This is a genomic window from Helicobacter felistomachi, from assembly GCF_030296895.1.
Classification (GTDB): Bacteria; Campylobacterota; Campylobacteria; order Campylobacterales; family Helicobacteraceae; genus Helicobacter; species Helicobacter felistomachi.
Genome location: NZ_AP028022.1, coordinates 322,643 through 341,832, shown reverse-complemented (window position 1 = coordinate 341,832; position 19,190 = coordinate 322,643). Strand labels below are relative to the sequence as shown.

The 19,190-nt window shown below is 48.6% G+C and carries 15 protein-coding genes and 2 pseudogenes; 13 read left to right on the top strand and 4 right to left on the bottom strand.

From position 1 onward, the window contains the following. Nucleotides 1–2 precede the first annotated feature (2 nt). The 8 genes and pseudogenes from gyrA to selD all read left to right on the top strand — a co-directional run bounded on the left by gyrA (nucleotide 3) and on the right by selD (nucleotide 7,248). A pseudogene (gene gyrA, locus QUE23_RS01810) lies at nucleotides 3–2,419 on the top strand (DNA gyrase subunit A). Next, nucleotides 2,382–2,825, top strand: a complete 444-nt coding sequence (locus QUE23_RS01805; protein WP_286348987.1) for a hypothetical protein — start codon at nucleotides 2,382–2,384, stop codon at nucleotides 2,823–2,825. The pseudogene gyrA and the gene QUE23_RS01805 overlap by 38 nt, the downstream one beginning before the upstream one ends. Beyond that, nucleotides 2,822–3,961, top strand: a complete 1,140-nt coding sequence (locus QUE23_RS01800; protein WP_286348986.1) for a sigma-54-dependent transcriptional regulator — start codon at nucleotides 2,822–2,824, stop codon at nucleotides 3,959–3,961. Before QUE23_RS01805 ends, QUE23_RS01800 begins: the two co-directional genes overlap by 4 nt. Before the next feature lie 46 nt (nucleotides 3,962–4,007). After that, the gene (locus QUE23_RS01795; RefSeq protein ID WP_286348985.1) at nucleotides 4,008–4,856 is read left to right on the top strand and encodes an aldo/keto reductase; all 849 of its coding nucleotides are present in this window, start codon (nucleotides 4,008–4,010) and stop codon (nucleotides 4,854–4,856) included. Between the two features lie 12 nt (nucleotides 4,857–4,868). Beyond that, complete coding sequence (locus tag QUE23_RS10115) at nucleotides 4,869–4,994, top strand: hypothetical protein (RefSeq protein WP_434801995.1); 126 nt, start codon at nucleotides 4,869–4,871, stop codon at nucleotides 4,992–4,994. Then, nucleotides 4,991–5,779, top strand: coding sequence for a cysteine synthase A (gene cysK, locus QUE23_RS01790; protein WP_434801994.1), 789 nt, complete (start codon nucleotides 4,991–4,993; stop codon nucleotides 5,777–5,779). The genes QUE23_RS10115 and cysK overlap by 4 nt, the downstream gene beginning before the upstream one ends. Then, nucleotides 5,772–6,293 carry a serine O-acetyltransferase EpsC gene (epsC, locus tag QUE23_RS01785; protein WP_286348984.1) on the top strand — a complete coding sequence of 174 codons (522 nt, stop codon included), beginning with the start codon at nucleotides 5,772–5,774 and terminating at the stop codon, nucleotides 6,291–6,293. Before cysK ends, epsC begins: the two co-directional genes overlap by 8 nt. 43 nt (nucleotides 6,294–6,336) lie before the next feature. Next, entirely contained in the window at nucleotides 6,337–7,248 is a 912-nt protein-coding gene (gene selD / locus QUE23_RS01780; RefSeq protein ID WP_286348983.1) for a selenide, water dikinase SelD, read from the top strand. A 45-nt stretch (nucleotides 7,249–7,293) separates the two neighbouring features. On the opposite strand, the gene QUE23_RS01775 is transcribed toward selD, so the two are convergent. The 4 genes from QUE23_RS01775 to dnaG form a co-directional block, all read right to left on the bottom strand. Next, nucleotides 7,294–7,659, bottom strand: a complete 366-nt coding sequence (locus QUE23_RS01775; protein WP_285758099.1) for a serine protease — start codon at nucleotides 7,657–7,659, stop codon at nucleotides 7,294–7,296. A gap of 107 nt (nucleotides 7,660–7,766) precedes the next feature. Next, nucleotides 7,767–8,609: a DUF5718 family protein gene (locus QUE23_RS01770; protein ID WP_286348982.1), complete on the bottom strand. Its 843-nt coding sequence runs from the start codon at nucleotides 8,607–8,609 to the stop codon at nucleotides 7,767–7,769. Nucleotides 8,610–8,624: 15 nt separating this feature from the next. Beyond that, on the bottom strand, nucleotides 8,625–9,683 hold the full coding sequence (locus tag QUE23_RS01765) for an argininosuccinate synthase domain-containing protein (RefSeq protein ID WP_286348981.1): 1,059 nt from the start codon (nucleotides 9,681–9,683) through the stop codon (nucleotides 8,625–8,627). Beyond that, the gene (gene dnaG, locus QUE23_RS01760) at nucleotides 9,680–11,335 is read right to left on the bottom strand and encodes a DNA primase (RefSeq protein WP_286348980.1); all 1,656 of its coding nucleotides are present in this window, start codon (nucleotides 11,333–11,335) and stop codon (nucleotides 9,680–9,682) included. Before dnaG ends, QUE23_RS01765 begins: the two co-directional genes overlap by 4 nt. A gap of 229 nt (nucleotides 11,336–11,564) precedes the next feature. On the opposite strand from dnaG, the gene groES reads away from it, so the two are divergent. The 5 genes and pseudogenes from groES (at nucleotide 11,565) to QUE23_RS01735 (ending at nucleotide 19,187) form a co-directional block, all read left to right on the top strand. Further along, a complete protein-coding gene (gene groES / locus QUE23_RS01755; protein ID WP_286348979.1) occupies nucleotides 11,565–11,909 on the top strand; it encodes a co-chaperone GroES in 345 nt (114 codons plus the stop codon). A 58-nt stretch (nucleotides 11,910–11,967) separates the two neighbouring features. Further along, nucleotides 11,968–13,613 (top strand): annotated as a pseudogene (gene groL, locus QUE23_RS01750) (chaperonin GroEL). 198 nt (nucleotides 13,614–13,811) lie between these two features. Then, nucleotides 13,812–17,420, top strand: a complete 3,609-nt coding sequence (dnaE, locus tag QUE23_RS01745; protein WP_286348978.1) for a DNA polymerase III subunit alpha — start codon at nucleotides 13,812–13,814, stop codon at nucleotides 17,418–17,420. Then, the gene (locus tag QUE23_RS01740; protein WP_286348977.1) at nucleotides 17,420–18,184 is read left to right on the top strand and encodes a pseudouridine synthase; all 765 of its coding nucleotides are present in this window, start codon (nucleotides 17,420–17,422) and stop codon (nucleotides 18,182–18,184) included. The genes dnaE and QUE23_RS01740 overlap by 1 nt, the downstream gene beginning before the upstream one ends. Continuing rightward, nucleotides 18,177–19,187 (top strand): oxidoreductase, encoded by a 1,011-nt coding sequence (locus QUE23_RS01735; RefSeq protein ID WP_286348976.1) that lies wholly within the window; start codon nucleotides 18,177–18,179, stop codon nucleotides 19,185–19,187. The genes QUE23_RS01740 and QUE23_RS01735 overlap by 8 nt, the downstream gene beginning before the upstream one ends. Nucleotides 19,188–19,190 lie beyond the last annotated feature (3 nt).

Below are 19,190 nucleotides of genomic sequence, written 5' to 3'. Positions count from 1 at the left end.
GAATGGAAGTTAAAGATGTCAAAATCGAGGAGTCTTTACAAGAGAGTTATTTAGACTACTCTATGAGCGTGATCGTCGGGCGTGCCTTGCCCGATGCCAGAGACGGGCTAAAACCCGTACATCGGCGCATTTTATACGCCATGCATGATTTGGGCTTGGGGGCGAAAGTGCCTTATAAAAAGAGTGCACGCATTGTGGGCGATGTGATCGGTAAATACCACCCCCATGGCGATAGTGCCGTGTATGAGGCTTTGGTGCGTATGGCACAAGACTTTTCTATGCGCTTGCCCTTAGTCGATGGGCAGGGCAATTTTGGCTCAATCGATGGCGACAACGCCGCCGCCATGCGCTACACAGAAGCACGCATGGCAAGTGCAAGCGAGGAATTGCTAAGAGACATTGAAAAACAGACCGTGGATTTTAGCGACAACTACGACAGCACACTTAAAGAACCCGACATTTTGCCTAGCCGCCTGCCTAATTTGCTCATCAATGGCTCTAGTGGGATCGCCGTAGGCATGGCAACTTCCATCCCCCCACACCGCCCCGATGAGATCATAGACGCTCTAATTTGTGTGTTAGAAAACCCCCAAGTGGAGCTCTTAGACATTTTAGACATCGTGCAAGGTCCAGACTTCCCCACAGGAGGCGTGATTTATGGCAGGGCGGGGATTTTAGAGGCGTACAGCAGTGGGCGGGGGCGCATTAAAGTGCGTGCCAAAACCCGCTTTGAAAAAACGGGCAGCCGAGAAAGCATCATCATAGAGGAAATCCCCTACCAACAAAACAAGGCTAAATTAGTGGAGCAAATCAGCGAATTAGCCAAGGATAAGATCGTGGAGGGAATCGCTGAGGTGCGCGATGAATCCGATCGCGAGGGGGTTAGGGTGGTGATCGATTTAAAAAAGGACGCAGTGGCGCAGATTGTGCTGAACCACTTGTATAAGTCCAGCAACATGGAAACCACCTTCAGCATGATCATGCTTGCCATTTACAACAAAGAGCCTAGAATCTTTAATCTTTTGGAGCTCTTAAGACTCTTTTTGCTCCATAGAAAAACCATCGTGATTAGACGCACCATTTTTGAGCTAGAAAAGGCAAGGGCAAGGGTGCATATCTTAGAGGGCTTATTAATCGCCTTGCAAAACAGCGAGGCGGTGATCGCCTTGATTAAGGGCAGTGCTGACACTTTGGGGGCTAAAGAGGCGTTAGCTAAAGCGCATCATTTGAGCGAAGAGCAGAGCAAGGCGATTTTAGAAATGCGTTTGCAACGGCTCACGGGGCTAGAGCAAGAGAAAATCCAGCAAGAACATACAGAGTTGCAAGCACAGATCGCCTATTTGCAAGGCATTTTAGAGCATGCCGACAAATTAAACGCCCTCATTAAAGAGGAGCTTTTAGAGGTGAAAGAGAAATTTAGCACCCCACGAAAAACCCAAATTGAAGAGGACTATGAGGGACTAAGTGCCGAGGATTTGATCGCCCACGAGGACATGGTCGTGACGGTGAGCCACAGAGGCTATGTCAAACGCATGCCCTTAAAAGTCTATGAGCAACAAAAGCGGGGTGGTAAGGGCAAAATCTCGGGCAACACGCATGAGGACGACTTCATTGAGTTTTTCTTCAGCGCCAACACCCACGACACGATTTTATTTGTTACCAACATGGGGCAACTCTATTGGCTTAAAGTCTATCGTATCCCTGAAATGGGACGCAGTGCGATCGGCAAAGCCTTAGTTAATCTCATAGACTTGCAGCCTGGCGAGCGGATCAAGGCGACTTTATCCACCGCCGACTTTAGCCCCGATAAATCTTTGGTCTTTTTCACCAAAAAGGGCTTGATTAAGCGCACGAATTTAAGCGCATTTGGGCGTGTTAGGGGCGGTGTGCGTGCGATTGTGCTCGATGAGGACGATGCGCTCGTGACCGCACAAATCCTAAGCTCAGGCACACAAGAGTTGTTTATGGCAAGTTCACAAGGCATGTGTATCCGCTTTAGCATAGAGGGGGTTAGAGAGATCGGACGGGTGGCTAGAGGGGTGATTGGCATGCGCCTAAGAGCCGGCGATGAGGTGATCGGGGGGGCGTGATCTCTAGCGAGCAAGAAAGACTCTTAAGTGTCAGCTCTAAGGGCATGGGCAAGCAGACTTTAGCGGGGGCTTACCGCTTACAAGGGCGGGGCGGTATGGGGGTCATTACCATGAAAATTACCCAAAAAACGGGCGACTTGGTCGGTATTGTGAGCGTGGATGAGAGCCAAGATTTAATGCTTTTGACCAAGAGCGGTAAGATGATTCGCATGCCTATGGATAGCATCCGCGAAACGGGGCGCAATGCCAGCGGGGTGAAACTTGTGAGCGTGGAGGGCGATGGCGTGGTTTATGCGAACACTTGCCCGAAAGAAAATGAAGTGGAATAGGGTTTTTTTTACCCTATTTCTTGGTGTGGGGCTGTGTGTGGCTAAGGAGTTTGTACTCAGTTACCGGGTGCAAACACATAATGGGATCGCCACAAACGAGGCGTTTGGCTTAAGCCGTGCGCTCAAGAAACACCCCCACGATTCTAGCTACACTTGTGATATTCCCGTGAGTGAGCCCAAATTAAGCCCCCTACAAAAGCCCTATTTACTCGACATCTTGCTAAAAAGTTACCAAAATGCGGTCGTGGATTGTCTGTATAAGGGCGAGGTGTTGGTGCAAGCCAGCGGTTTTAACAGTAAACTACAAAACCAAAACCAAGCCAGCCTAGACATACACGCCCCGGCCAGCGTGCATTTGGAGGGGGGGTTGTTGGTGCTAGAAATTTATGAGAAGGGAGAAAAATGAAAATCGCCATTGTGGAAGACGACATCAACATGCGTAAGAGTTTAGAGCTCTTTTTTAGCGACCATGAGGACTTGGAAGTGGTGGCTTACAAAAGCCCTAAAGACGCGCTCAAAGGCATCGATGACAGCTTTGAGCTCATCATCACCGACATCAACATGCCCCAAATGGACGGACTGGAGTTTTTACGCAAATTAGAGGGGCGTTTTGAGGCGATTGTCATCACGGGCAACGCCACGCTGAATAAAGCCATCGAGTCGATCCGCTTAGGGGTGAAAGACTTTTTCCAAAAGCCCTTTAAGCCCGAATTGCTTTTAGAATCGATTTATCGCAGTAAAAAAGTCCTAGAGTTTCACAAGATACACCCCGTGAATAAATCTTGCAAAAAAGAGTTTTTCATCGCCACTTCAAAGGCCCTAGAGGCGGTGCAAAAACAGGCTCTCAAGGCGGCAGCCACAGATGCGAGCGTGTTTTTACAAGGCCCTAGTGGGGTGGGTAAGGAGGTTTTCGCCCACTTCATCCACGAAAACTCTAAGCGCAAGGGCGCGCCCTTTGTGGCGATCAACATGGCAGCCATCCCCGAGCATTTATTGGAGTCTGAGCTCTTTGGGTTTGAAAAGGGGGCTTTTACAGACGCCACGAGTGCAAAGGCGGGGCTGTTTGAGAGCGCCAACAAGGGGAGTGTGTTTTTAGATGAAATCAGCGAAATGCCCCCGAAGTTGCAAAGCAAGCTCCTAAGAGCGATCCAAGAAAAAGAGATTGTGCGGCTAGGCAGCCACAAGCCCATTAAGATCGATGTCCGTTTTATCTCGGCGACCAATACGAATATCCAAGAGAAAATCCAAGCCAAAGAGTTTAGGGAGGATTTGTTTTTTAGGTTACACACCATCCCCCTTAAAATCCCCCCCTTGAAAGAACGCAAGGAAGAGATTTTACCCTTAGCGGAGTGGAAGTTGCAAGAAGTTTTATGCGCCTATGATTTGGGAGCAAAGAGTTTTAGCGATCAAGCTAAGGAGTGCATGCTAAGTTACACATGGCATGGCAATGTCCGCGAATTGCTCTCTGTCGTGGAACGCGCGGCGATACTAAGCGAGGGGACACAAATTAGCGAGAAGGATCTCTTCTTAGAGCGGAGTTAAACTTTTTATGTTAAGGTGAGAGCCCATTTGATTTTAAGGAAAGTTTATGGAATTTGTTACTTTGAATAACCAGATTAAAATGCCTATTTTGGGCTTAGGGGTGTTTCAAATCCCCGATCATGAATGTGAAAAAGTCGTGTTGGAGGCGATCGAGAAAGGTTACCGCTTGTTCGACACCGCCCAAATGTATGGCAATGAGGCGGGCGTGGGGCGAGCTGTCCATAAAACCAGTGTCCCCCGCGAGGATCTGTTCATCACCACAAAAGTTTGGTTTAGCAACGCCGGCGAGCAAAAGGCAAAGATTTCAGTTGAAAAGTCCTTGCAAAAAATGGGCTTAGATTATTTGGATTTAGTCTTAGTGCACCAACCCTTTAACGACTACTACGGCACTTACCGCGCCTTAGAGGCACTGCATAAGGAGGGTAAAATCCGCGCCATTGGGGTGAGTAACTTTTATCCGGGCCGCCTAGCCGACATAGCGGCTTTTAACGAAATTGCCCCCGCGCTCAATCAAATTGAACTGCACCCCTTTTTCCAAAGGCAACACGATCAAGAGTTCATGCAACAACACCAAGTGCAACTGCAAGCGTGGTCGCCCTTTGCTGAGGGGTTAAAGGACATTTTTAACCACCCTGTGTTGCAAAAGATCGCCCATAAACACCATAAAAGCCCCGCCCAGGTGATCTTGCGCTGGATCACCCAGCGGGGCATTTCTGTGGTGTTTAAATCCGCTAAAATCGATCGCATCGTGGAGAACGGGCAGATTTTTGATTTCCAATTAGACAGCGAGGACTTTGCTAAAATCGCCACCATGGACACACGCCAAAGCGTGTTTTTTGACCACAGAGAACCTAGTGGACTAGAATATTTAAGGACCATCCCCTTCAACGCATAAGAAAGGACATGCATGATTTACAACAGCACTTTAGACCTGATTGGCAACACCCCCATTTTAAAGACCAGTAAGCTTTTAGAAGAGGGGGCGGCGGATTTATATGTCAAATTGGAGAAATTTAACCCCGGGGGAGTGTGAAAGATCGCGCGGCTTTGGGGATGATCGAGCAGGCAGAGAAAAATGGCTGGCTCGCCCCGGGCACAACCATAGTCGAGCCTACAAGTGGGAATACGGGCATTGCTCTAGCCTTAATCGGTTTGCTTAAAGGTTATCGGGTGATCATTGTGATGCCAGACACCATGAGTGTTGAGCGCCGGGAGTTGATCAAGGCGTATGGGGCTGAGTTAGTCCTGACCCCTGGGTCTTTAGGCACCAAGGGGGCGATTGATAAAGCCTTAGAGATTGGTGCCGCTCCCGGGTACTTCATCCCCCAACAGTTTGAAAACCCAGCTAACCCGAGCAAGCACTACAGCACGACTGCTGAAGAGATTTTACGGGATTTACCCGATGCAGATGCACTAGTGCTAGGTGTAGGCACGGGGGGGACGATCGCGGGTGTGGGGCGCAAGTTTAAAGAGAGCGGGCACAAGGCGCGGGTCATTGCCGTAGAGCCGGCACAATCGCCGGTCTTAAGCGGAGGGCGGCACAGCCCCCATAAAATCCAAGGGATCGGTGTGGGCTTTATCCCGGGCAATTACGATAAAAGCGTGGTCGATGAGGTGATCGCTGTGGATGAAAAGGATGCGATCCGCACGGCTAGACTTTTTGGGCAAAAGGAGGGGATTTTAGTGGGGATTTCCTCGGGTGCGGCGATCTTTGCTGGCATGCAAGTGGCGCGTAAACTAGGCAAGGACAAATCTGTTTTGACTCTTGCTCCCGATGGGGGGGAAAAATACATCTCCACCGGGCTTTACGATGATTGATCTTGCCTATAGTCTAGAGCGGGCACTGCAACAAGACCCGGCCGCACGCAACAAGTGGGAAGTGTTGTTGCTTTATCCAGGCGTGCATGCCCTGATTTTACACCGCCTATCCCACGCCCTGCACCAAAAGGGCTTTTATTTTCTTGCCCGGGCACTCTCACAATTTGCCCGTTTTTTAACTGGGATAGAAATCCATCCAGGAGCTAAGATTGGGCGCGGACTTTTCATCGACCATGGCATGGGGGTGGTGATTGGAGAAACCACGCAAATTGGCGATGATGTAACGATTTATCACGGCGTTACATTGGGAGGGACGGGTAAACTCAAGGGTAAGCGCCACCCCACTTTGGGCGATCGCGTGGTCGTGGGGGCTGGGGCAAAGGTCTTAGGGGCGATCACGATTGGCGATGATGTCAAGATCGGGGCAAATGCCGTAGTGGTGGGCGACTTGCCTAGTGGCTCTACTGCTGTGGGCACCAAGGCTAAAACTATTCTTAAGGGAGGTTATGGCTGAAGAATTGACGCAGTTTGTGCGCTGTGCGGGTTGAGCGGCTAAGGTGGGTCTGGAGGACCTCAAACAAATCACAGCTAAGCTCAAACAACCTCGCTTAAAGGGCGTGCTCTTAGATTTTAGCGATGGCGATGATTGCGGGGCGATCGAAGTGGGGGGGTCTTTACTCGTGCAAAGTGTGGATGTGATCCCCCCGGTGGTCGATGACCCCTACATCTACGGGCAGATTGCCACGGCCAATGCCTTAAGCGATGTCTTTGCAAAGGGGGCTAGGGCACTCAGTGCACTTAGTGTCCTTGCGTGGGATCAAGAGCATGTGAGCGCTGAGAGCATACAAGCGATCATGCAGGGTGCGCTAGACAAGCTCAATGAGTGTTCTTGTGCGCTTTTAGGTGGACATAGTCTAAGCGATGTAGAGCAAAAATTTGGCCTAAGTGTTACCGGGCTTGTAGAAAAATCTTTATGGCCTAAGAGGGGAGCTGGTGTGGGCGATGTGTTGATCTTAACCAAGCCCCTAGGCAGTGGGATACTCACCACCGCCCTAAAGCGCAAGGTTTTAAAAGAAGCTAATGAGGCCCTAGAGAGCATGGCAAGCTTGAATTTAAAAGCCATGCAGGTTTTGCAAGATTTTAGCGTGCATGCTTGCACGGATGTAACCGGCTTTGGGCTTGTGGGGCATTTGGTAGAAATGCTAAATCCTCACATCTCTTTTGAGATAAATACTGCGCAGATCCCCCTTTTAAAGGGGGCGTTGGAGCTTGCCAAAGAGGGGGTGTATCCAGGGGGGAGTGTAGCAAACAAAAAAGCCTTACAAGCGCGGGTGTTAAGCCAAGCAAGCTTACCCGATATTCTCTTTTATGATGCGCAAACTTCGGGGGCTTGTTGGCGGCAGTGGAGGCAAAAGAGGGGGTGGAGTGTGTGCGAAGATTACAAGATGAGGGGATCAAGGCGGAGATGATCGGGCGGTGTGTGCCCGGGGGGCGCAAGATCGCCCTGCTTTAGGTTATTCCCAGTCGGAGGGGGCTTTACCTTCTTTGATTCGCTGTAATTTGCTTTCGTAGCGTTTGATAGAGGTGAGGGTGTTGTTGTGTGTGCGCCTAAACTTCTCAAAAGATTCACGGATGGACTGCATGCCGATTTTGCATTGTTTAGACAAGGAGCGCAAGCGCATGTAAACATCGCTTAAAGGTTTATAAGCTTTGCAACGATTCACAAAGAAAGCATGCCGCTCTAAAATATCTTTGCACCCATAGAGCTGTTTCTTACTTTCTCTTAAGTAAGTGGCGTAAGCCACTTCTTGACGCACATACTCCTGCTTCAGCTGGTTAAATTCGTGGCTTGGATCGAGATTGTTTTGTTTTTGTTTCAAGTTTACCCTTTGTTAATAAAGTTGGCTCTAATTCTAAGCTCAAATTGCTTAACAATTTTTTAAAGACTTCAACGTGGAGTCTTTTCTGACAAAAAAGCCGCAAAAAATCAGTGAATGCTCTCCAACAGCACTTTTTGTTGGACAATGGAGGTGTCGGCCAAAGAATCTTGTAACAAGGTGTTGGAAGCCGTCATCTCTAAAATCTTGTCAAAACTGTAACGGCGGTGGTTGTAGGCAATGATGGTGATGGTGTCGCCCTGTTGCAAAAAATGCTCTTGGGCAAAGGGCATGTAGGGTGTGGCTCCAATGGCGATTAGGAGCTTAGAGGGGTAGTTGTAAGTCTTTAGAATTTCTTGGAGGTTTTCTAAAGTTCCTGTGTCTTGCTGGGTGTTTAACATTTCCACGATCCAGTCCATGAGTTTGTCGTAAAAATATTCATATTTGACGAGTTTAGAGTTCTCGCCATAGACATGGGTCTGTCCTTCTCTAGTTAGAAATGAGGCGATGGAAAAGTCATTACACACCCCGCCATAGACAAAGCGGTCGATGGGCAGCTTTGCCCCCATGCCCTTAGAAGCCCTAGAAAAATTCTTTTTAGCTGAGAGTCTTTTAACGGGCAGGTTGCGGATAGAGCCATCGTTGAACGCCATAAAATAGTGAGGTGTGATGCGCTCCACTAGCTGCTTGTCGTTATAGACCACTTCGCATTCTAGGGCGATCTCTGGTTCGGCTTGTGCGCGCAAACTCAAATCATCGGGCAAAACCATGACTTCATTATCCATACAATCACGCCCTAAATAGCTCGGATCGTTGGGTAAATAAAAAGGAAAAAGCCCTTTGGGTGCGTCCTTTTCAATGTGCTTCATATTGATAAAGCTGTGTGCCTCGCCCGCCTGTTCTAAATGCTTTGCGAAGTTACCCACAACCCCTAAGCCGATAAAGTCCTGCATTTACTCTCCTTTGGTTTAAGTTAAAAACAAATAGCTTTGCGCCTTTGCTCTCTCAAGGGGGCTAAGGTTAAAGGTCTTCTCGCCCACTTGCACGCCATAATCCCGACCACTCTCGCTTTTGGCATAACTCAGCACAATTTGGGCGGCTAACTTTTTCTCATCTAGGCTAGCACTCTTCTCTACAAGCCCCAAGGGCCCCTTGCAATCGAGCAGGGTGATTTGCTCCATTAAGGGGTGGGGGGCTTCTAGTTTGGCGTTTTCTAACTCATTGCGCCCTACGATTAAACGGGTGTTGCCGACCACCATATACCGTCCGACTTTTACCAAAACATTATCTTGCACCACTAAATCTTGTTGTGTCTTTTGGCGGTGCACTTGCAAGTCTTTAAGCTTGCGGCTCACACTTAAGTCTGTCAGCAAGCACCCTCCGCTGGGGTTTTCATAGTGTTCTAACCCTAGCTCTTTGACCTTTTCTAATTGAGTGGTACGCCCCCGCCCCTGCACACTTAAGAGTTTCGCCCGATCCACCCACCCCTGTTTTTCTGCAAAGCTAGGCTCTAAGAGCTGCGCGCTCATGGGGCGCAACAACAGCTCATCTAAAGTTTTGGGCTTACTAGGGTCGTCGCCCTTTCTATCTAGCAAGCCATCAAAGCAACTTTCCTGTCCGAATGCACGCACGAGCTTTTTCACTTGGTCCATCGCTTCGCGTCTTTGGCTCTTGGGGCGCTGGCCTAGCACCTCTCCGCTGATGACAAAATCCGCCTTCAACTCTAAAAGTTTGTAAAAGGCTTGGCGGAACATATTGGCGTGGCAATCAATGCAAGGATTAAAATACTTGCCATAGCCATACTGGGGACTAAATAACACTTCGTTAAAAAATTGCTCTTGGATGTCGCATAAAAGCAACTTTGCCCCCACTTGCGCGCTGGCCTTCTCTAAATATTCTCTCTTGTCCTTATTGCCCCCAAAGCCGATGTTAAAATGCAAGGCAATGACTTCAACCCCTTGTGAGGCAACAAGTTGCATGGACAGCAAGCTATCTAACCCCCCGCTAAACAACGCTAAGGCTCTCATACTTTGACTAATTCTCCTTGGTTGGATTGGTATAATTTTGCCCGCCATAAAGACAGCATTTCCAGCCTTTGGCTGATCTCTAAGTGGGGATAAAGGTGGTTGATTTGCTCTATTTGTGTCGCGCAGTGGCGTTTGATAAATAAGGCCAAATGTGCGTCAAAATCTTTGTTAGGAGGCGTGGCTGTCGGCAATCTGTCGTCTAGCTTAATGGCGGCAATTTGTGCGTCTTCGGGTTGGGCGTTGCATAAAAGTGTAAAGGCGTGGGCACAATGCCTAAAAACTTGAGGGGTGCTGATGTAGGTTTTTGCCCGCTCTAGTAACTCAGGATACAACACCATGTATTTAATCAACAACTCTTCTAGAGGGTCGCTGATGGGGCGCTGGGCTAGAGGCTGTGGGGGGTGGTGTCTAGGTTTTTGGGGGCTAAAAAAGCGTAAAGAGGTTTGCAGTAAGCTTGCTGCCATCGGTTTATAATCTTCTTGCACTATAGGGGGCAGCTCGTGTAAAAAGGCTTGGACTTGCTCGAAAGCTTGCTTTTTTTGTAAGGGGTCGTTGAGGTTGCACTCTTTAACAATCCCTTGCAAGACAAACTCGATGAAGGGGATGGGACGGGCTAGGAGGGCTTTTAGGCTGTCTATGTGTCCTTGTGTTACCATGTCGGCTGGGTCAAGCGGGGGGGTTAAAAGCACCACGCCCCCACTTTTCAGCTCTTTGGCTAATAGTTGGCTGGCCTTAAATGCCGCCGCCCTACCTGCCTTGTCGCCATCGTAGAGTAAAATGATGGAAGGCTCGCCCCGACTTAAAGCGGGCAAATGCTCGGGGGTTAGGGCTGTGCCTAGGGTAGCTACCGCTGTATTAAAGCCCGCTTGGTGCAACAAAATCACATCTAAATAGCCTTCAGTCAAAATGAGTTGCTTGGTTTTTAAGATATGTTGGCGGGCTTGGAAGTAGCCATAGAGCAGTTTAGACTTGTTGAACAACGCGCTTTGAGGAGAGTTGATGTACTTTGCCACTTGTGCGTTTTCTTGCAATGTCCGCCCCCCAAAGCCCACCACCTTGCCATTGGGGTTGTGGATGGCAAACATGAGGCGGTTAGCAAAGCGCACAAAGGTTTTTTGGTGGCCGTCTTGACCTAAAACCCCTAAGTCTAAAAGGGTTTTGATGTCTAGCTTGTGGGCTTGGATATAGCCTAGCACGCTTGAAGGGCTGCAAAAACCCAAAGAAAAATCTTTGAAGCTTTCAGGGCGCACCCCCCTTTGGCGCAGGTATTCAAGGGCATGGGGGGTTTTGGCAAGCTGGGCTTGGTAACCCTGGGCGATTTTCTCTAAAAGGTCTACGCTGGCCGTGGGCTCTTTGTTGTGGGTGAATTGTAAGGGGACATTAAACATGCTGGCGAGTTTTTGCGCCGCCGTGGGGAAGTCCACCTTTTCATATTCCATGACAAAGGTAAAAGCGTTGCCCGACTTAGAACAACCATAGCAGCGGAAGGAATTGCGCTGCGGGGTGACGACAAAACTAGGGGTTTTTTCATCGTGGAAAGGACAAATGGCCTGGTAGTTGCTCCCCACTTTTTTAAGCGTGATATAGCCTTGTACCACCTCCACGATGTCGGCGACCTGCTTGAGTTGCTCTAAGGATTCTTGCGTGATCATGCGTAGGAATTTAGCATAGGTAAGTTTGATTTTGCCTAAAGGTGCACGCAGAGCAATTAAACCCAGAACTTTATAGCTTTACTCATAATTAACTTTAGTCTTTTACTATAAAGTTTTTTAAGTAAAATATTTTAGTATTGCCTTAAGTCTTGACTTGCTCACAAATTTTTGCTAGAATCGTGGCACTTAAATTTTTTAAGTGCTAATTTTCGTAACTTGAGGAGACCCTATGTTTAAACCATTAGGTGAAAGAGTGCTGGTTGAAAGACTAGAGGAAGAAAAGAAAACTGCTTCAGGGATCATCATCCCCGACAACGCGAAAGAAAAACCCCAAATGGGTGTAGTGAAAGCCGTGAGTCACAAGATCGGTGAGGATTGTAAATGCCTTAAAGAAGGCGATGTCGTGGCTTTTGGTAAATACAAAGGGACTGAAATCGTGCTCGAGGGCAAGGAATTTATAGTTTTAGAGCTGGAAGATGTGCTGGGCGTGGTGGATTCTTGCTGCCACGGGCATGAGCATGGACATAAAAAGGGCGATCACAAGCACGAAGGCAACTGCTGCCACAACCACTAAAAGACAGCGCGCCTAAGGCGCGCCAACCACTATTATAAAATTTTAAAAGGATTAGACAATGGCAACTAAAGAAATTAAGTTTTCAGACACTGCGCGCAACAAGCTCTTTGAAGGCGTGAAACAACTCCACGACACCGTGAAAGTTACTATGGGCCCTAGAGGGCGCAATGTGTTGATCCAAAAAAGCTACGGCGCGCCTAGCATCACCAAAGACGGCGTGAGCGTGGCTAAGGAAATCGAGCTTTCTTGCCCTGTGGCAAACATGGGTGCACAACTCGTGAAAGAAGTGGCGAGCAAAACCGCTGATGCCGCCGGCGATGGCACCACCACCGCGACTGTGCTCGCTTACAGCATTTTTAAAGAGGGCTTACGTAACATCACTGCAGGAGCCAACCCCATTGAAATCAAAAGGGGCATGGATAAGGCCAGCGAGGCGATCATTGCAGAACTCAAAAAAGCGAGCAAAAAAGTGGGTGGGAAAGAGGAAATCACCCAAGTCGCCACCATCTCCGCCAACTCCGATGAAAAAATCGGGAAATTGATCGCCGATGCGATGGAAAAAGTGGGTAAAGACGGCGTGATCACCGTGGAAGAAGCCAAAGGAATCGAGGATGAATTAGATGTGGTTGAGGGCATGCAATTTGATCGCGGCTATCTCTCCCCCTACTTTGTCACCAATGCTGAAAAAATGACCACCCAGCTAGAAAACGCTTACATTTTGCTCACCGATAAGAAAATCTCTAGCATGAAGGACATTTTGCCCCTGCTTGAGCGCACCATGAAAGAGGGCAAACCCCTTTTAATCATCGCTGAGGATATTGAGGGCGAAGCGCTCACAACTCTAGTGGTGAATAAACTAAGGGGCGTGTTGAATGTCGCTGCCGTGAAGGCTCCCGGTTTTGGCGATCGCCGTAAGGAAATGTTAAAAGACATTGCGATTTTAACAGGCGGACAAGTGATCTCTGAGGAACTTGGCAAAACCCTAGAAAATGCTGATGTGAGCGATCTGGGTGTGGCTGTGCGTATTGTCATCGATAAAGACAACACCACGATCGTAGATGGCAAGGGCAAGGCCCATGATGTGAAAGATCGCATCGCACAAATCAAAACCCAAATCGAAGCCACCACTAGCGATTACGACAAAGAAAAACTCCAAGAACGCCTTGCCAAACTGAGCGGCGGCGTGGCGGTGATTAAAGTCGGGGCGGCTTCTGAAGTGGAAATGAAAGAGAAAAAAGACCGCGTAGATGACGCTTTGTCTGCTACCAAAGCCGCCGTAGAAGAGGGCATTGTGATCGGTGGGGGTGCGGCTTTGATTCGCGCCGCCCAAAAAGTGCATTTAAACCTAGAGGGCGATGAAAAAGTGGGTTATGAGATCATCATGCGCGCCATCAAAGCGCCCCTAGCACAAATTGCGGCAATGCAGGCTACGATCGTGGCGTGGTGGTGAATGAAGTGGAAAAACACAAAGAAGCCCATTTTGGTTTCAACGCGAGCAATGGCGAATATGTGGACATGTTTAAGGCAGGGATCATTGACCCCCTTAAAGTGGCGCGCATCGCCTTGCAAAACGCCGTATCCGTGTCTAGCTTGCTCTTAACCACAGAAGCCACCGTGCATGAAGTGAAAGAAGACAAACCCGCCCCCGCTATGCCTGATATGGGAGGCATGGGCGGTATGGGAGGCATGGGCGGTATGATGTAGCCCTCGCCTTTGCTTTTTGCCTTTTTTTGGAGGGGGCTTGGAGGGGGGCAATTCACTTAGGTGGCACGCTTTGTACTAACTTAAAAAATCGTGTTTTTTAGAAAAACTCAAATCCCAAAACTTGTGCTACAAACATCATAACCTAGCCCTTTGATTTTTAAGCCCTTGTATAGTAATAGTATGGGCTAAAGGATTCCCATGCAAAACTACACCCATTTACACCTACACACCGAGTATTCTTTGCTCGATGGCGCAAACAAGATCAAAATCCTAGCCAAGAAGATCAAAGAGCTGGGCATGACCAGTGTGAGCATGACCGACCATGGCAATATGTTTGGCGCGATTGACTTTTACACTTGCATGAAAAAAGAGGGGATCAAGCCCATCATCGGCATTGAAACCTATCTACACAACGCCGAAATTTTAAATGACAAACAATCCAGACAACGCTTCCATTTGTGTTTATACGCCAAAGACCAAGAGGGCTACCAAAATCTCATGTATTTGAGCTCCCAAGCCTTTTTAGAGGGGTTTTATTACTATCCCCGTATCAATAAAAAGATTTTGAGAGAGCGCGCTAGGGGGCTCATCTGCTCGAGCGCATGCCTACAAGGCGAGATCAACTGGCATTTAAACGACCAAAACCCCCGTAATAAGAAATTCGGCGCAAAGGGCTATGAGGAGGCTAAACGCATTGCCCTAGAATACCAAGACATTTTCGGGGACGATTTTTATATGGAGATCATGCGCCATGGCATTGCCGACCAACTCGCCATTGACGAACAGGTGATTAGACTCTCCAAAGAAACGGGCATTAAGCTCATCGCCACAAATGACACCCACTACACCAACAAAGAGGACGCGAGCGCCCAAGAAGTCGCCATGTGTGTGGCGATGGGCAAGACCCTTAATGACGCCGAACGGCTCAAACACTCTGTACATGAGTTTTATATCAAGACTCCCCAAGAGATGGCAAGGCTCTTTGCCGACATCCCCGAAGCCCTAGAGCACACCCAAGAGATCGCCGACAAATGCCATTTAGAGATCGATCTCAAAAACGACACCAACCCCCCCCACCCCCCCCGTTTTAAATTCACCAAAGAATACGCCCAAAATGAAGGGCTGGACTTTGAGGACGATAAAGCCTACTTTGCCCACAAAGCTAGAGAGGGGCTTAAAAAACGCCTAGAGATCGTTGAGCCCAGCCAACACGCCAAATACACCGAACGGCTAGAATACGAAATTAAAATCATCAGCGACATGAAATTTGCGGGCTACATGCTGATTGTGTGGGATTTTATCCGCCACGCCAGAGAGAGCAATATCCCCGTAGGTCCCGGGCGGGGCAGTGCGGCGGGCAGTTTGGTCGCCTTTTGTTTGCAAATCACGGACATCGATCCGCTCAAATACGATCTACTCTTTGAGCGCTTCTTAAATCCCGAGCGGGTGAGCATGCCCGATATTGACACCGACTTTTGCCAAAGGCGGCGGGGCGAAATGCTCGATTATATGATCGCCAAATACGGCAAATACAATGTCGCCCAAGTGATCACCTTCAACAAAATGCTGGCTAAGGGCGTGATTAGAGATGTCGCACGGGTGCTGGACATGCCCTACAAACAAGCCGATGAGATGGCAAAATTGATCCCCAATCGGCTAGGGATCACCTTGCAAGAAGCCTTCGAGCTAGAGCCTAAAATCCAAGCCTTGATTGAGAGGGATCAGCTAGCTAAACAAGTTTGGGATTTTTCCTTGCGTCTAGAAAATTTGAATCGCTCGGCAGGTAAGCACGCCGCCGCTTTGGTGGTGGATAGCGAAAGGGAACTTTGGTATAAATCCCCCCTTTACACGAGTGAGCGCACGGGGGGCATTGTCACGCAATACTCCATGAAATACCTAGAAGCCATTGATCTCATCAAGTTTGACTTTTTGGGGTTAAAAACGCTCACGGTGATCCACGATGCTCTAAAGATCATTGAAAAATACAGCCACAAAAAGATCGACTTTTTGAGTGTGGATATGGACGACCCAAAAGTCTATGCCACGATCCAAGAGGGCAACACGGTGGGGATCTTCCAAATCGAGTCTGGCATGTTCCAAACCTTAAACAAACGGCTACGCCCTTCTAGTTTTGAGGACATCATTGCGATCATTGCGCTGGGTCGCCCCGGCCCTATGGAGTCTGGCATGGTCGATGACTTTGTCAATCGCAAACATGGCAGTGCCCCGATCACCTACATGTTTGACGCACTAGAGCCCATTTTACGCCCCACTTACGGCACGATCGTGTATCAAGAGCAAGTCATGCAAATCGTGCAAACCATTGCGGGCTTTTCTTTGGGGGAGGCGGATTTGATCCGCCGTGCGATGGGCAAAAAGGACGCACAGATCATGGCGGACAATAAAGCCAAATTCGTGCAAGGGGCGATCAAAAATAATTTTGACAGCCAAAAGGCGGGCGAGTTGTTTGACTTAATCGTGAAATTTGCTGGCTATGGCTTCAACAAGTCCCACTCCGCCGCCTATGCGATGCTGACTTTTCAAACCGCCTATTTAAAAACCCACTACAAGCACGAGTTCATGGCGGCGATGCTCAGCAGCGAGTGCCGCCACATTGAGTCGGTGGCTTACTATGTAGAAGAGGCAAGCTCTATGGGGATCAAGGTGGAACGCCCCCATGTCAATACCTCCGATGTGCAGTTTAAGGTGGAGGATGCAAAGGGCGAAAAGGTCATTGTTTTTGGGCTGGAGGCGATCAAGGGGGCGGGCGAGGGACCGCTAGGCACTTTGGTGGAAATCCGTGAAAAACACGGCAATTTTAGTAGCCTAGAGGATTTGATTAGCAAAATTGATTTTTCTAAGTTCAGCAAGCGCATTTTAGAGCCCTTAGTCAAATCGGGGAGTTTAGACGGGCTGGGCTACAACCGCCGCACCATGCTGGAGAATTTAGACGCGATTTGTGATGAAGGACGTAGGAAAGACAAGAGCAACGCCCAAATGAGTGTGGGGCTGTTTGCTAACATGTCTAGCGAAGAATTAGAAAAGGCGCATTTGGATTTAAAGATTTATGAGGAATTTGATGCCAACACGCTTTTAAACCACGAATACGAGTGCATGGGGCTTTATTTTTCAGGGCACCCTTTAGACGCGTTTAAAGATGCGATCAAGAGCCTGAAAAATGTGGCTAAGAGCGTGGATATTGCCCGCATGGAGATCGGCTCGTCAGCGGTGTTTATCGGCAAGGTCTTAGATGTCAAACGCAAAATAGGCAAAAACAGCGGCAAGCCCTATGGCGAGGCGGCGATCGTGGATTTCTCGGGGCGTTTTGAGTTGATGTTGTTTGAAAAACAACTAAACGCCCTAGACCAGCTAGACATGGAATTGCCCCTCGCTTTTAAGTGTAAGATTGAGGAGCAAGAGGAAGTTGCCCGCTTGCGTCTTTTAGAGATCGACACCTTTGAGAACATCAAACAGGTCAAAATCCCCAAAGTGCGCTACAAAGCCCAAAAAGAGGACACAGAGGACACACAGCCCGTAGACATCGTCAAGGACTTTAGCGATAACCCGAGTTCTTGCGTGATCGGACACCAAGACGAACAGCACATCCCCCTATCCATTGTGCTCGACACCAGCGTGTCTTTAGACTTGTTTTCTAGGCTCAAAGAAGCGGCCACAAGCCACAAGGGCAACCGTGCGCTGTCCGTGGTTTTCTACGAGCAAAACAAACGCCTACGCTTCAACACCGCCTTTAAAGTCAACACCACGATCAAAGAGAATTTTAAAACCTACCAATGGCTGGATAATTAATGCGTTTAAACCAATTCTTAGCCCACAACATCCCCTGTTCGCGCCGTGTTGCCGATGCTTTGATCGCCCAGGGGCGGGTGAAAGTCAAACACACCAAAGCCACTTTCACCACACCCTTTCACCCCCACGATAAAATCTTTGTAGATGACAAGTTGCTAAAGATCAAAAAGCAAGAGCATTACACCGTAATCGTCTATCACAAGCCTAAAGGCGAGCTGGTGAGCCGCATAGACGATCGGGGGCGCAAGGTCATTTTTGACAGCCTAGAGGGCAAGTTTCAGCACTTCACCCCCATAGGACGGCTAGATTACGCGTCTATGGGGCTGTTGCTTTTGAGCGACAGTAAAAAGGTCGTGGATGCTTTGATGCATAGCCACTTAGAGCGTACCTATTTGGTGAAAATCAATGGGAGCATAACACAAGCCATGTGTGATGCCTTTGAAGAGGGCTTAGAAACCACCAGCAAAGAGGGCGCACACCAAAAGAGTCGTGTAGAAACCATCCACATTGCCCCCATGCAAGCCAGCGTGCTTAAAAGTGGCCGCAATTACTCCAAGCTCAAGCTCACCTTGCAAGAGGGGCGTAATAGAGAGTTGCGCCGTTTTTTCGGGCATTTTAAACGAGAGGTTTTGGACTTAAAGCGGGTGAGCTTTGGCTTTGTGTCTTTAAACGCCTTGCCCGTAGGCAAGACCCGCTATTTAAATGCGAAAGAGTATAAGCATTTACACGCCTTTTTAAACCAACTAGGAGAAGAAAATGGATAAAACTTTATTGTTTAGCCCTTGGAAAATCAAGGATTTAGAGTTAAAAAACCGCGTGGTGATGGCACCTATGGATCAGTACAGCGCGCGCGATGGGCATGTTAATGACTGGCACACTTACCATTATGTGAGCCGGGCGATCGGACAAGTGGGCTTAATCATCTTTGAAGTGGCGGCGGTGAGTGCCAATGGGCGCATTTCTAGCGAAGATTTAGGCATTTATGAAGACAAGCACATAGAAGGTTTAGCTAAGATTGTCAAAGAGTGCCACAAATACGGCTCTAAAGTGGCTTTGCAAATCGGGCATGCGGGCAGAAAAGGCACTCTTAAAGACACACCCCTTTTAGCCCCGTCTGCTTTGCGTTTTAACGAATCTTACGCCACACCTAAAGAAATGGATACAAGCGACATAAGGCAAGTGATCTTGGACTTTAAACAAGCGGGTTTAAGGGCAAAGCAAGCGGGCTTTGACGCGTTAGAAGTCCACGCCGCACACGGCTATTTACTCAGCAGCTTTTTATCCCCCTTAAGCAACCATAGAAATGATGCCTATGGCAAAAATCGGGCATTGATTTTACAAGAAATCCTAGAGAGCCTAAGAGAGACCATAGACCTACCCCTCACTGTGCGCGTGTCTGCCACAGACTACCATAAACAGGGCAACACCCCTGAAAAAATAGCCCAACTTTTAGAACCTTTAGACTCTCTTTACGATGCCCTCAATGTCAGCAGTGGAGGCGTGGTGGAAGCGCCTATTAAAGTGTATCCGGGCTACCAAATTTCTGGTGCTGGTTATTTAAGAGACGCTTTAGGCAAGCCCACCATCGGAGGTGGTGCTCTTGAAGAGCCCAAAATGGCGCAAAGATTAGTGGGTAGTCAGGTCGTGGATGCCATCTATTTAGCGCGGGCTTTGTTGAAAAACCCCTTTTGGTGCTTTAATGCGGCCCTGAGCTTGGGCCAAGAGATCGAAATCCCCAAACCCTATGCTAGGATGGTGCATTTGTAGTGA